Origin of the sequence: Nocardioides yefusunii (assembly GCF_004014875.1) — a bacterium.
Lineage (GTDB): Bacteria > Actinomycetota > Actinomycetes > Propionibacteriales > Nocardioidaceae > Nocardioides > Nocardioides yefusunii.
In genome coordinates this window covers 1356883-1369791 of record NZ_CP034929.1, presented here as the reverse complement: position 1 = coordinate 1369791, position 12909 = coordinate 1356883, and the positions used below count along the sequence as shown (strand labels likewise).

11 protein-coding genes are annotated in these 12909 nt (G+C 70.3%); 5 read left to right on the top strand and 6 right to left on the bottom strand.

Annotated features, from left to right (window positions below; all coding sequences use genetic code 11):
* Positions 1-218: 218 nt before the first annotated feature.
* The gene (locus EOV43_RS06195; protein ID WP_128220214.1) at positions 219-2186 is read left to right on the top strand and encodes an ABC transporter ATP-binding protein; all 1968 of its coding nucleotides are present in this window, start codon (positions 219-221) and stop codon (positions 2184-2186) included.
* A gap of 25 nt (positions 2187-2211) precedes the next feature.
* Here EOV43_RS06195 and EOV43_RS06190 read toward each other — a convergent pair whose 3' ends face one another.
* Positions 2212-4632, bottom strand: coding sequence for a beta-glucosidase family protein (locus tag EOV43_RS06190; RefSeq protein ID WP_128220212.1), 2421 nt, complete (start codon positions 4630-4632; stop codon positions 2212-2214).
* Positions 4633-4832: 200 nt separating this feature from the next.
* Here EOV43_RS06190 and EOV43_RS06185 point away from each other — a divergent pair, with 200 nt between their 5' ends.
* The 4 genes from EOV43_RS06185 (at position 4833) to EOV43_RS06170 (ending at position 6833) form a co-directional block, all read left to right on the top strand.
* Positions 4833-5462 (top strand): M15 family metallopeptidase, encoded by a 630-nt coding sequence (locus tag EOV43_RS06185; protein ID WP_206611404.1) that lies wholly within the window; start codon positions 4833-4835, stop codon positions 5460-5462.
* Positions 5463-5558: 96 nt separating this feature from the next.
* Complete coding sequence (locus tag EOV43_RS06180; RefSeq protein WP_128220210.1) at positions 5559-5804, top strand: hypothetical protein; 246 nt, start codon at positions 5559-5561, stop codon at positions 5802-5804.
* A 13-nt stretch (positions 5805-5817) separates the two neighbouring features.
* Entirely contained in the window at positions 5818-6381 is a 564-nt protein-coding gene (locus tag EOV43_RS06175; RefSeq protein WP_128220208.1) for a hypothetical protein, read from the top strand.
* Positions 6378-6833, top strand: coding sequence for a DUF421 domain-containing protein (locus EOV43_RS06170; protein WP_128220206.1), 456 nt, complete (start codon positions 6378-6380; stop codon positions 6831-6833). Before EOV43_RS06175 ends, EOV43_RS06170 begins: the two co-directional genes overlap by 4 nt.
* Before the next feature lie 96 nt (positions 6834-6929).
* On the opposite strand, the gene EOV43_RS06165 is transcribed toward EOV43_RS06170, so the two are convergent.
* From EOV43_RS06165 to EOV43_RS06145, 5 genes are all read right to left on the bottom strand, one after another.
* A complete protein-coding gene (locus tag EOV43_RS06165; protein ID WP_128220204.1) occupies positions 6930-9407 on the bottom strand; it encodes an ABC transporter permease in 2478 nt (825 codons plus the stop codon).
* Positions 9407-10168, bottom strand: a complete 762-nt coding sequence (locus EOV43_RS06160; protein ID WP_128220202.1) for an ABC transporter ATP-binding protein — start codon at positions 10166-10168, stop codon at positions 9407-9409. Before EOV43_RS06160 ends, EOV43_RS06165 begins: the two co-directional genes overlap by 1 nt.
* 107 nt (positions 10169-10275) lie before the next feature.
* Positions 10276-10920, bottom strand: coding sequence for a response regulator (locus EOV43_RS06155; protein ID WP_128222174.1), 645 nt, complete (start codon positions 10918-10920; stop codon positions 10276-10278).
* Between the two features lie 74 nt (positions 10921-10994).
* On the bottom strand, positions 10995-12155 hold the full coding sequence (locus tag EOV43_RS06150; protein ID WP_128220200.1) for a sensor histidine kinase: 1161 nt from the start codon (positions 12153-12155) through the stop codon (positions 10995-10997).
* A gap of 68 nt (positions 12156-12223) precedes the next feature.
* Positions 12224-12901, bottom strand: a complete 678-nt coding sequence (locus EOV43_RS06145; protein WP_164878787.1) for an NAD(P)-dependent oxidoreductase — start codon at positions 12899-12901, stop codon at positions 12224-12226.
* Between the last annotated feature and the right edge of the window lie 8 nt (positions 12902-12909).

The window sequence follows — 12909 nt, the reverse complement described above, 5'->3', positions numbered from 1 at the left end:
TCCCGCGCCGCCTCCGGCGCCTCGTCCACAACCGTCCCATCGTCTCAGAGAACAGGGTTGGAGGTGATCATCACCTCCGCTCCCGCACCCCCGAAGGTGGGCATGCCCACACCCGGTCGGTGTCGATCCCATGACGATGCCTGACGTTCGTCGGCGGGCCGGGGCAGACTGACCGCAGGCCCTCCCCCTGACGGGCCACACCTTCCACAGGAGGCCCCATGCCCCGAGGCGGACCCGCGGTCACGCACCTCAGCGACGAGGAGATCAAGGCCGACAACAAACCCGCGTTGGGCCGGATCGTCCGGCTCCTCGCGCCCTACCGCTCCCAGATGGCCGCCGTGGGTGGCGTCGTGGTGCTCTCCGCGGTGCTGTCCTCGCTGGTGCCGTTCCTGACCAGGGCGACGTTCGACGACGCGCTCTTCGTCGAGGGCGGTCCCCGGATGGACCTGCTGGGCTGGCTGGTGGCCGGCATGTGTGTCCTGCCGATCCTGTCGGCGATGCTCGGGATCGTCCAGAACTGGTTGACGTCGTCGATCGGCAACTCGGCGATGGCGGACCTGCGCAGCGACCTCTTCGCGCACCTGCAGAAGATGGAACTGGCGTTCTTCACCACCACCAAGACCGGTGCGATCCAGTCGCGTCTGGCCAACGACGTCGCCGGTGTCCGCACGGTCCTGACCGACACGATGACGTCGATCCTGCAGAACTCCGTCACCGTGATCGCGGCGCTGATCTCGATGCTGGTGCTGAGCTGGCAGCTGACGATCCTGACGGTGGTGCTGATGCCGCTGTTCATCTGGTTGCAGAACAAGGTCGGCAAGCGGCGTCAGGTGCTGGCGCGCAAGACCCAGGAGAACCTGTCGGAGATGACGGCGATCACCGAGGAGTCGCTGAGCGTCTCGGGGATCCTGCTCTCTAAGGTCTTCAACCGCGGCGAGTCCGAGGTCGACCGCTACCGTCGCGCCAACCAGCTGCAGACCAAGCTGCAGGTGGAGCAGGCGATGACCGGACGGCTCTTCTTCGCCACCGTCCAGACGTTCTTCGCCATCACCCCGGCGATCATCTACCTCGTGGCGGGCTTCCTGATCCAGGGCCGTTTCCCCGGTGCCGACCAAGGCATCACCGCAGGCACGCTGGTGGCGTTCACGACCGTCCAGGCCCGGCTGCAGATGCCGCTGATGCAGTTGATGCGGGTCGCGCTCGACGTCCAGACCTCGTTGGCGCTGTTCCGTCGGATCTTCGAGTACCTCGACCTGGAGCCGGCGATCGTCGACCGTCCCGGTGCCCGCACGATCAGCCCCGACGAACTCCGCGGTGACGTGGAGTTCCGCGGCGTCTTCTTCCGTTACCCCGAGGCCCGTGCCCTGACCGGTGCACCGCGCAGCGACCGGTTCGCGGACGGTTCGGGCAAGGTGGAGGCTGTCTCCACCGCGCAGGCCGACGCCTGGACGCTCTCCGACCTCGACCTCACGATCCCCGGCGGCACGATGGCTGCGATCGTCGGGCCGTCCGGCTCGGGCAAGACCACGGCCACCTACCTGGTGCCTCGCTTCTACGACGTCTCACAGGGTCAGGTCCTGATCGACGGGATCGACGTCCGCGACATCACCCTGGCCTCGCTCGCGGACTGCGTCGGGATGGTGACCCAGGAGCCGTACCTGTTCCACGGCACCATCGGCGAGAACATCGCCTACGCCAAGCCCGGCGCGAGCAGCGAGGAGATCGTGCAGGCTGCCCGCGACGCCAACATCCACGACCGGATCATGAGTTTCCCCGAGGGCTACGACACCGTCACCGGCGAGCGCGGCTACCGGCTCTCGGGTGGCGAGAAGCAGCGGATCGCGATCGCGCGGGTGCTGCTGAAGAACCCCCGGATCCTGATCCTCGACGAGGCCACCTCCGCGCTCGACAACGAGACCGAGCGCCTCGTCCAGGAAGCGTTGGAGCGGGCCACGCACGGGCGCACGACGCTGGCGATCGCGCACCGGCTCTCCACGATCCACAACGCCGACGTGATCTTCGGGCTCGTCGACGGGCGTCTCGTGGAGCACGGGACGCACGCCGAACTCCTCGCCGACGAGAACGGGCTCTACGCCCGCCTCTACCGCGAGCAGTTCTCCACCCGGACGCCGCAGGCCACCGGCGAGGGACGCGACGGGGACCTGCGCGCCGACGTCTCGTTCTGAGCAGTCGGCCCGGCCGGAGTAGGGCTTACTTACGACGAGCGGCGTTGAGCGCCTTGAGCGAGACGTCGAGCATCTTGAAGGTGAGCTTGCCGCCCGAGAGCGCGACCACGGCCCGTAGCGGCAACTGCTCCAGGGCGGCGGCCAGCATCGCGGAGTTCTCCTCCTGGCCACCCTCCACGCGCGACACCGCGGCGTTCTCCAGCACCTTGCGAGCCTGACGACCCAACCAGGTGTCGTCGAGGTCGCCGACGGTGGAGTCCTCGGTGAACGGGGTGACCGGCGTCGGGAGCGGCACCGGACGTCCGAGCAGTCCCACGAACTCCGCACTGGTCGCGACCGCACCAGCAGTGCCCTCGACCGGCGTGACGACGTCGTGGGAACCGATCTCGATCACCTGGCGCAGCGGCAGGTCGACCGAGGAACAACGGCCCACCCGGATCTCGTAGTCGCCCGCCTCGACCGCCCAGGCGTGGCTGGCGACGTCCCAGACCGCGAACGCACGGGAGTCGAGCATGAACTCGATCCGACGCGACTCGCCCTGGATCAGGTAGACCCGCTCGAACGCCTTGAGCTCCTGCTCGGGACGTGCCACCGACGAGACGACGTCGTGGACGTAGACCTGCACCACCGACGCGCCGGTGCGCGGGCCGGAGTTGGTGGCCGTGACGCCCACCTTGATCTTGTCGCCGTCGAACGCGACCACGAGGTCGCTGAGCTCGACGGTCGTGTAGCCCAGGCCGTGGCCGAACGGGAACCGGGCCGGGAGCACGGCTCCGTCGAACGCCGTGTCGTGGAAGCGGTACCCGACATGGTGGGTCTCGCGGTACTGGACCTGAGCGGGCACGCGGGCGAAGTCGGCGTCGGCCGGCACGTCGTGGATCGAGTACGGGATCGACTCGGCCAAACGACCGCCGGGCTCGACGTCACCGACGAGCACGTCGGTGATCGCGGCGCCGGCGGCCTGACCGCCGAGGTAGGCCTCCAGCAGAGCGGCGGGGCGGTCAGCCCACGGCGTCGTGACCGGCGCGCCGTTGACGAGGACGACGACGGTGCGCGGGTTGGCGGCGCAGACCTGCTCGACGAGGGCGTCGTGCGAGGACGGCAGACGCAGGTCGGTGCGGTCGACACCCTCGGTCTCGTAGCTGGCGGGAAGGCCCACGACGAGCACGACCACGTCGGCCTCGCTCGCGACCTTGCGGGCCTGGGCAAGCAGCGTGTGGTCGGTGGAGCCGGTGCGGGCGTCGTAACCGGGCGCGAAGGTGATCTCGTGGCGGCCGCCGAGGCGGGCAGCGAAGGTGTCCTTGAGGCTGTCGACGCGGGTGGCGTTGACCAGCGAGGAGCCGGCGCCCTGGAAGCGTGGCGTCTCGGCGAACGCACCGATCAGGGCGATCTTCTCGTGCGTGGGCGCCAGCGGCAGGATGCCGTCGTTGGTCAGCAGGGTCGCTGCCTGGGCGGCGGCGCGTCGGGCCAACTGGTGGTGGGCGTCGAGGTCGGACAGTTCCGCGGCGTCGGCCCGGCGACCAGCAGCTGCGGTGACCTTCTGGGCCAGTGCGACGACGCGTTCGCAGGCGCGGTCGAGGTCGTCCTCGGAGATCCGTCGGGCGTCGAGCGCGGCCTTGGTTCGTGCGTCCCAGGCTCCGTTGCTCGACGGCATCTCGAGGTCGAGCCCTGCCTTGAGCGCGGCCGGACGGTCGGTGACGCCGAGCCAGTCGGTCATGACGACGCCGTCGAAGCCCCACTCGGTGCGCAGGACGTCGGTGAGCAGGTGCTTCGAAGCACCGGTGTACTCGCCGTTGAGCTGGTTGTAGGAGCTCATGACGCTCCACGGCTTGGCGCCGCGCACGGCGATCTCGAAGCCGGTCAGATAGATCTCCCGCAGGGTGCGCTCGTCGACGAGGGTGTCGACACGCATCCGGTGGAACTCCTGGTTGTTGGCGGCGAAGTGCTTCAGACACGCACCCACCCCCTGCGACTGCAGACCACGCACCATTGCGGCGGCCAGGTGGCCCGACAGAAGCGGGTCCTCGGAGAAGTACTCGAAGTTGCGGCCACCGCCGGGGTGACGCTTGATGTTCAGACCCGGCCCGAGCACGACGCCGACGCCCTGAGCGGCTGCCTCACGACCGATCGCGACCCCGATCTCCTCGACCAGGTGCGGGTCCCACGTGGCACCGAGCGCCGAGGCAGTGGGGAAACAGGTCGCCGGGACCGAACCGCCGAGTCCGAGGTGGTCACCGCTGGCGACCTGCTTGCGCAGCCCGTGCGGACCGTCGCTGAACAGCACCGACGCGAATCCGGGACCGGACTCGGTGTTCCAGAAGTCGCGTCCCGACAGCATCCGGATCTTGCGGTCGGTGCTCAGGCGAGCGACGACGGCGGCCGGGGTCGGTTCGGGTTCCTGCCCGCGGACGGGAACGGGGAGCGACTGGTGGGCGGGGACGGTCATCGAAAAGGGTTCCCTCTCACTGCGTGTGCTGCTGGTCCGGGCCACCTCGTCGTGCCGTGGACCTCCGGGCCAGAGTACGAGCCGGGCCGCCGTGCGGCACACCGGTACCACTCGACGGGCTGCGAGGTTCCACCTTGCGTCCACCCGCACGGCACCTGAGGGGGAGGTGCGGCCCCCGGCCCGACGACGACGCTGGTCCCATGACCGCCACGCTGCTCTTCCCCGTTGACACCCCGACCCCGATCTCGACCTCGAACTCGACCCCGGTCCCGGGTACCCCGAACCGCCGCCGGCGTCGGTCCCTGGTCGGCCTCGTCCTCACCGCTGTCACGGCCGGGGTCGCGATGGCCGCGTCGTGGCCCTCATCAGGCGAGGACTCGACTCGGAACCCGATCACTCTGGAGGGGATGCAGGTCGAAGGGCTGCACTCCTCCTTCGAGTCGGGCCGGGACGCCGTGGACCGCCTCGACCCTGATCTGCTGGGCGCTGTCCGGCTGGCTGCCGGGGACGCCGCCACGTCCGGGATCGGACTGAGGCTCAACTCGGGGTGGCGTAGCGCCGCCCACCAGCAACGCCTCCTCGACGAGGCCGTCGCCACCCACGGCTCCCTCACCGAGGCCCTGCGGTGGGCCGCGACACCAAAGACCTCACGCCACGTCACTGGCGACGCCGTCGACGTCGGTCCCCCACCGGCTGCGGCGTGGCTCCACGACCACGGCGCCGACTACGGGTTGTGCCGCACCTTCGCGAACGAGGGCTGGCACTTCGAGCTGGTGACCACGCCCGGTGGGAACTGCCCGCCGATGCAGCGTGACGCCAACCGCCGATGACCGCTCACCCGCACTCCTTGTGGACCTGAGCCGGGAGGGGCATGGTGGAGAGACAACCGGAACCATTCCGGCACGGACCTCCCCCAGGAGCCCCAGATGAGCGACAACTCCCCCGACCACCGCGACACGAGTCAGGCCGCCCACGGTGACACCTCAGGTCTGCACGACTACTCCGGCGAGAAGACTGACGGGTTGCGGCACGCCCACGAGTCCGTCCACGACGGCTTGGCGTCCGCGGACCCGACCGGTTCGAAGGGCAAGCCCCTCCTGATCGCGGGCTTCATCATCGTGATGCTGCTGGTGCTGGCCGCGATGCTGCTGATCGGCGTGGTCAAGAACTGATCGTGTCGCCTGCGTGAACCAGGAATCTTCGTCCTCCAGCACCGTCGCCGATCTCGAGGCGACCGCTGACCGGGACGACGACTCGCGCAATGGCCGCGGACTGCGGCTCTGGCGGACCGTGGCGCTGGGATTCTTCGCCGCCGTCACGGTGCTGGCCTGTGCCCTCTCGCTGTGGCCCGAGGCCGAACCCGTTGCCCCGCTCGCTGCTGGCGAGGTGCAGCTGGCCCACGAGGCCTTCGTCCGTGCGGGCACCGAGTCCGAACTCCGGGTCGAGGTCCCCGGCGACGCAGACACCGACGGGTGGGTGCAGGTGTTCCTGCCCCGCGACCTCGTCGACGTCATCGGTCCGACAGCGGTGCGTCCCCGGCCCGTGGCCGAGCACGCGAGCGCCGACGGCTGGGCACTCACCTTCCCGGCCGGGACGGCCGCGACGGTGAGCGGTCGGGTGCCGGTGGACCGCAATGCCGGCCGGGTCCGAGAGACGGTCTCTGCCTGGGTCTGGAGCAGGATCCCCGACGCACTCCCCGAACGTGCACCGGACGCCTCCCTCGAGACGACGGTGTGGGTGCTGCCGTGACCAGCACGGTGTTGCACACCCTGGCCGCGTTCGTGCTGGTGATGCTCGCGTTGCGGGCGTTGGGCAAGCGTGAACTCGCCCAGATGTCACCGGTCGACCTGGTGGTCATCTTCGTCGTCGGGGACCTGATGGCTGGTGCGATCACTTCCGAGGACACCTCCCTGACCGGCGCGGGCGTCGCGATCGCCACGTTGGTCTGTCTGAACGCCGCTCTGGCGTGGGCGTCGCTGCACTTCCCGCGGCTGCGGCCTCTGCTCAACGGGCGAGCGACGGTGCTTCTCCGCGACGGCGTGCCCGACCGGGACGCCATGCGACGTGAGCGCGTCACCCTCGACGACCTGCACGAAGCAGCCCGTGCCGAGGGCGTCGCCGACCTCGCCGACGTGCGACTGCTCGTCTTGGAGGCAGACGGCGGGTTCTCGTTCATCCTCGCCTCGGGCACCCAGCACTAGGCAGACGCGCTGGAACGTCGTCGGGCCGCCCCGTTCCCAGGGGCGACCCGACGACGTTCACAGCGCCGGTGTACGACGAAGCACCAGGATCCGGGCTCAGGTGAGGGTGAGCCCTGCCGCCGGGCTGATCCGGGCCGCCTTGCGGCTCGGCACCACGCTGGCCAGTACTCCTGCGGCCAGGGCGACAGCGACGATCACGACGATCTGGATCACCGGGACGCTGAACTCACTCGCGATCGGGAATCCGCCGAGGAGGACCTTGACCCCCACCCACGCGAACGTCAGCCCGATGACGATGCCCAGGAGGGTGGCGACAGTTGCCACCAGGACGCCTTCCCAGGCGAGCGTGCGACGCATCTGGGCCTTCGTGTAGCCCATCGCCCGCAGCAGCGAGTTCTCGCGGGTCCGCTCCAGGACCGAGAGACCCAGGGTGTTGCCGATGCCGATCAGGGCGATCACCACGGCGACGCTGAGGAGGCCGACGACGGCTGCCGCGATCACGGTGAACTGGGAGTCGAAGTAGCTGCGGTCGGCGTGGCCTCCGCTCTGACTGACTGCCATTCCTGCCTCGACGCCAGCTCGGGACACGGCGGTCTGGACGTCGGTGGCCGCTGCGCCGTCAGCTGCTCGTGCGAAGACGGCAGTGGGAGTCAGATCGGCCACCGTGCTGAGCACGTCGGGACGCACGGCTGCGCTCTCGGCCCCGTAGGCGTCGTTGGCTCGCACCAGGACGTCGACGCTTCCCCGCGGGCCGGTCAGGGTGGCCTTCACACCGTTGCCCTCGTACTCGACGTCGTCGTCCATCAGGCTGGTGTACGCCTGACCGTCGACGAGGACGTCAGCGCCGTTGAACTGGTCGTCGTGGTTGCGCAGGGGACCCTCCTGGCCGGTCACGGCCAGAGCGCGGATCTCCGTCGTCCCGAGGGTGACCAGGGCGCCGTCGACGAGGACCGCGTCGTCGATCTCGTCCTGGGCGCCGAGAGCCGTCAGCAGGGATCGTCCGGAGTCGCCGGCGAGGTCGCGGTCGCCGGGGGTGGCCAGGACCGCCACGTCCAGCGGGTAGGAGCCCTCCATCTCGGTGTTGAGTGTGACGCGCACCGAGTTGAGTCCGGCCAGCACCGCGGTGGTGAGGGTGACCCCCACCATCAGCGACGCAGCGGTGGTCGCCGTGCGGCGGGGGTTGCGGACCGTGTTGGACGTGGCCAGACGGGTGACGGCGCCGGCGGAACCGCGTCGGGTGACGACACGGCCCACGAGACGCACCAGGCCGGGCACCAGCCAGGGCCCCAGCAGCAGGACGCCGACGAACGCGACGCTGCCTCCGGCCAGCATCACCAGCAGCACGACGTTGGCGTCGACGGCGTCGGATCCCTTGTCGGCCTCCAGCACACTCCACGCCAGCACTGCGCCACCAGCCAGGACCACGACGGCGCCCAGGAGCAGGCGCAGCACTCCGGCGCGGCTCTTCGCGTTCACGCCCTCGGTGGGGCGCAGCGCGGCGAGCGGGGAGATCCGGGTGACGGCTCGGGTGGGCAGCCAGGCAGCGGCCAGGGTGACACCGACTCCGATCACCGTCGCAGCGACCAGCCATGCCGTACTGAAGCTGGCGGTGCCCAGGACGTCCACCCAGTTCCCGGCCAGCGCGGCGATGCCGAAGGCGAGAGCGACACCGAGCGCCACACCGAGCACGGAGGCGACGACACCCAGGACCAGCGCCTCGACCCGGACCGATCGGCGCAGCTGCTTGGCGGTGACGCCGACGCAGCGCAGGAGCGCGAAGTCGCGGGCCCGCTGGGCGAAGAGGATCGCGAACGTGTTCGTGATGACGAGGATCGCGACCATCAGGGCGATGGCGGCGAACAGACTCACCAGGATCGCGATGACGTCGACGCCCTGGGTGACCGACGTCTGGTCGTCGAGGATCTGCTGTTGGGCGCTGATCTGGCTCAGCGCGAGGTCGACGTCGTCGATCCACGCGGTCTCACCGCCCACGAGCATCGTCCACGGCTCCAGACCGGCTCGTTCGGCATCCCCGGCACGCACGAAGAAGTTGGTGTAACCCATCGTGATGTCACCCGAGATGCCGACGACCTCGACGGTGAGCGGTGCAGCGTCGTCGCTCTGAGGGAGCGTGATCCGGTCGCCGACGGTGAGGCCGGTCTCGACGGCACGCTTCTCGCCGATCAAGGCCTCGCCGTCGCGCTGGGGCATCCGGCCCTCGCGGATCTCCTGCCACTGCATGGAGGCGTCGTCGGCGACGGCCCCGACCACGAGGTCGACTGCCTCGTCGTCGTGTTCGGCGGTGATCCACCTGGTGATCTGTGGGGTGACGACGGCACCCTCACGCGCGGCCCGGGCCAGGAACGTCGCGCGGTCCTGGCCGGAACCCTCGAGGGTGACCACGACGTCAGCACCGGTGTAGGGGACGGCGACGTCCTTGGTCATGCCCGCGCCCAGCGCACCGGCAAGGCCGTTGGTGGCCACGATGAACGCCACACCGAGGACGACGGCGATGGCGGAGGCGACGTAGCGGCGCCGGTTGTGCCTCAGGGAGGCGAGCAGGACGGTACGCATCACGCCACCTTGCGTCGCAGCACGGCGACGAGCTGGTCCTGCGACGGTTCGATCAGGTGGGCGTCCACCCGGCCGTCACGGATGACGACGACGTCGTCGGCGTAGGCAGCGGCCTCGAGCTCATGGGTGACCATCACAACCGTCATGCCGCGTTCCTTGACCGAGCGACGCAGGTGGCCGAGCACCTCTGCGCTGGAGTCGGAATCGAGGTTTCCGGTCGGTTCGTCGGCGAAGACGACGTCGGGCTGGGCCACCAGGGCGCGCGCGATCGCCACACGCTGCTGCTGACCACCGGACAGTTCGCTGGGCAGGTGCCCGAGGCGATCGGTGATCCCGAGCATCGCGGTGACCTCGTCGAAGTGGTCACGGTCGACCTTGACGCCGGACAGCTCCAGCGGCAGCAGGATGTTCTGACGGGCCGTCAGCATCGGGAGCAGGTTGAACGCCTGGAAGACGAACCCGATGTGTTCGCGGCGGAACAGGGTCAGCGCGGTGTCGTCGAGCCCGGAGAGTTCGCGTCCCGCGACCTCGACGGTGCCCGCGGTGGCGGCGTCGAGGCCGGCCAGGCAGTGCATCAGTGTCGACTTGCCCGAACCCGAGGGCCCCATGATGGCGGTGAACCGGCCCTCGAGGAGGGCGAGGTCCACGTCGCGCAGGGCGTGGACGGCCGACTCCCCGTGGCCGTAGGTCTTGGTGAGGCCGGTCGCGCGGGCCGCGACGACCGATCCGGGCTGGTGCTGGTCGAGCTGAGTGGTGGTCATGGTGACCAGAATTCCGTCTTTCACCGCCTCACACATCCACCCACGGACCCCACCTGCGGCCGGTCCGTGTCCTACCTGAGGATGACGCGGGGCACTCCCGCGTCACCTCACGGGACGACGAGCCCGGTCTCGTAGGCCAGCACGACCAGTTGCACCCGGTCGCGGGACCCGGTCTTGGCGAGCAGACGTCCGACGTGGGTCTTGACCGTGGTCTCCGCGACAACGAGGTCGGAGGCGATCTCGGTGTTGGAACGGCCCGCGGCGACCAGCCGCAGGACGTCGAGTTCGCGTTCGGTGAGGTCGGCCAACCGGGACGTGTCCGGCTGCCCCGTGCCCTCTCCCCCGCCGCTCCCGACCTCCTCCGGCAGGGACGCGAAGTGGTCGAGCAGGCGACGGGTGGTGCTGGGGGCCACCACCGAGTCACCTCCGTGGACGGCCCGGATCGCCCCGAGCAGGTCAGGCGGGGTGGCGTCCTTGAGCAGGAACGCGGAGGCCCCGGCACGGATGGCGGCGAAGGCGTACTCGTCGAGGTCGAAGGTGGTCAGCACCACCACGCGCGGTGCGTCGGGGCGCTCCAACAGACGCCGGGTCGCCTCCACGCCGTCCATGCGGGGCATCCGGACGTCCATCAGCACGACGTCGGCGCGCGTCACGGCGAGTTGTTCCAGGGCGACTGCGCCGTCGCCGGCGTCGCCGACGACGTCCATGTCGTCCTGGGAGTCGACGAGCATCCGGAACCCGGCCCGGACCATCTCCTGGTCGTCGACGAGGAAGACCCTGATCGGGGCGTCGGAGACGGATTCGGGGGACGGGTCGACGAAGCTGCTCACAGAGGAATCCTCGCACCGACGTGCCAGCCGCCACCCACGCGTGGCCCGGAGACCACCTCACCGCCGTGGACACCGACGCGTTCGCGCATGCCCATCAGCCCCAGCCCGCCTGAAGGCTGGGCGGGCCGCGCGCTGGCCCCTCGGCCGTCGTCGGTGACGTCGACGCAGAGGGCTCCGCCCTGCACAGCGAGCCTGACGTGAACCTTCGCCTCCGGCCCGGCGTGCTTACGGACGTTGGTGAGCGCCTCCTGGACGCACCGGTAGGCGGCCAGTCCGACGCCGTCGGGGACGTGCGGGAGGACATCGGGGATCTCGGCAGTCACCTCGGTCCCGGCCGCAGCGGCCTCGGAGACGAGGTGCGGCACGTCGGCCAGGGTCGGTTGGGGGCGGACCCCGGAGTCACCGGTGCGGAGCACGCCGAGCAGGCGGCGCATCTCCTGGAGCGACTCGCGTCCGGTGGAGGCGATGGTCTCCAGGGTGGAGACGGCGACGTCGGGGTTCTTCGCGGCGGCGTAGCGGGCGCCGTCCGCCTGGACGACGATGACGGAGAGCCCGTGGGCCACGACGTCGTGCATCTCGCGGGCGATCCGGGCGCGTTCGTCCTGAGCAGCGAGGGCGACGTCACGATCGGCGACGCGCTGGAGCTGGTCGGCGCGGTCCTTCAGACCTGCGAGGTAGCGGTCCCGTTGGCTCCCGGCCAGGCCGATGGCCCACGCAGCGAGCGTGGTCGCCGCGCACAGGGCCGCGATGAACACCACCGTGCGCAGGTCCGGATGGGGCAGCGTCCAGACGACGCCGGCCACCCCTGACCCGAAGAGCGTCATCGCCACGGCGCCGTAGCGGACCGCAGTGCTGCCCCACCGCGCTGCGGAGTAGGCGACGATCGGGGCGGCCACCTGGGTGGGCGCCACCACGAAGTCGGACAGCAGCACCGCCTGGGCGAACATCGCGACGCCGACCGCCAACAGCACCGCCCCGGGGCGCGAGCGGCGCCACAGCAGCGGCACCGTCTGTCCGCACAGGACCACGGCCACCAGCGCGAAGGAGTCCGCACCCGCCGCCGAGGCCAGGACCAGGAGCGTCAACAGTGCCGCCAGTGCCCGGTCGAACCAGGCGCTGGCGCGGGGACTCATCGTCCAGGGGCTACGGGTCTCCACCGGTGAATCGTAGGCGGGTGACTGCTGCTGCGTCGTCCTCCCACGGGAGGATCTCCGCCCCGGCTGCGCTAGGCCAGTGTCACCGTCCGCGCGGCGGCCGAGGTCAGGCGCACCCCGGCAGCAGTGGTGACCAGCAACGGTCCCGGCACGTGCTCTGCTCGGGTCGCCAGGTCGACGACGACGCGGGCGACGTTGGCGTAGGGCAGCATCGGCAGGCCGGGGACGCGGGCGACGTCCTCCCACGGCATCACTGCGAACACCTGGTGCGGTGCCCCCTCACGCAGCTTCACCGGCAGCAGCGTCGTCCATTCCAGGCCGGTGCGGTCAGTGACTTCGAGGGCGCGGGCATGGTCGGTGAGCCGGGCCCGGTCGAGGGAGGCGTAGATGCTGCGTGCGCGCCAGGAGGCGACACGGGCGGTCTCCCCCGCACCGAACTCCCCCACCTGGACGACGCGACGCACCCCGGCGGTGCGGGCAGCGTCGGCGATCACGGGCAGGGTCTCGCTGAGCAGGTCGCGGCGCGCGGGTTCGGAACGCAGCGCCACCGCGATCGCGTCGCACCCGGCGAACTCGATCGCGAGCACGTCGGGGTCGCGGAGGTTGACCGCAGCGACGCTCACTCCGGGGTGGCGCGGCACGGCTTCAGGACGACGGACCAGCGCGTGGACGTCGTGACCGTCCAGGACGGCGGCGCTGAGCGTCTCGGCGCCGACGCGGCCGGTGGCACCGATGAGGGCGATCTTCACTGCTTTCA

Coding starts and splice junctions, on each gene's coding strand:
- EOV43_RS06195 (WP_128220214.1), top strand. CDS start 219: ATGCCCCGAGGCGGACCCGCGGTCACGCACCTCAGCGACGAGGAGATC.
- EOV43_RS06180 (WP_128220210.1), top strand. CDS start 5,559: ATGAGCGACAACTCCCCCGACCACCGCGACACGAGTCAGGCCGCCCAC.
- EOV43_RS06190 (WP_128220212.1), bottom strand. CDS start 4,632: ATGACCGTCCCCGCCCACCAGTCGCTCCCCGTTCCCGTCCGCGGGCAG.
- EOV43_RS06160 (WP_128220202.1), bottom strand. CDS start 10,168: ATGACCACCACTCAGCTCGACCAGCACCAGCCCGGATCGGTCGTCGCG.
- EOV43_RS06185 (WP_206611404.1), top strand. CDS start 4,833: ATGACCGCCACGCTGCTCTTCCCCGTTGACACCCCGACCCCGATCTCG.
- EOV43_RS06155 (WP_128222174.1), bottom strand. CDS start 10,920: ATGGTCCGGGCCGGGTTCCGGATGCTCGTCGACTCCCAGGACGACATG.
- EOV43_RS06165 (WP_128220204.1), bottom strand. CDS start 9,407: ATGCGTACCGTCCTGCTCGCCTCCCTGAGGCACAACCGGCGCCGCTAC.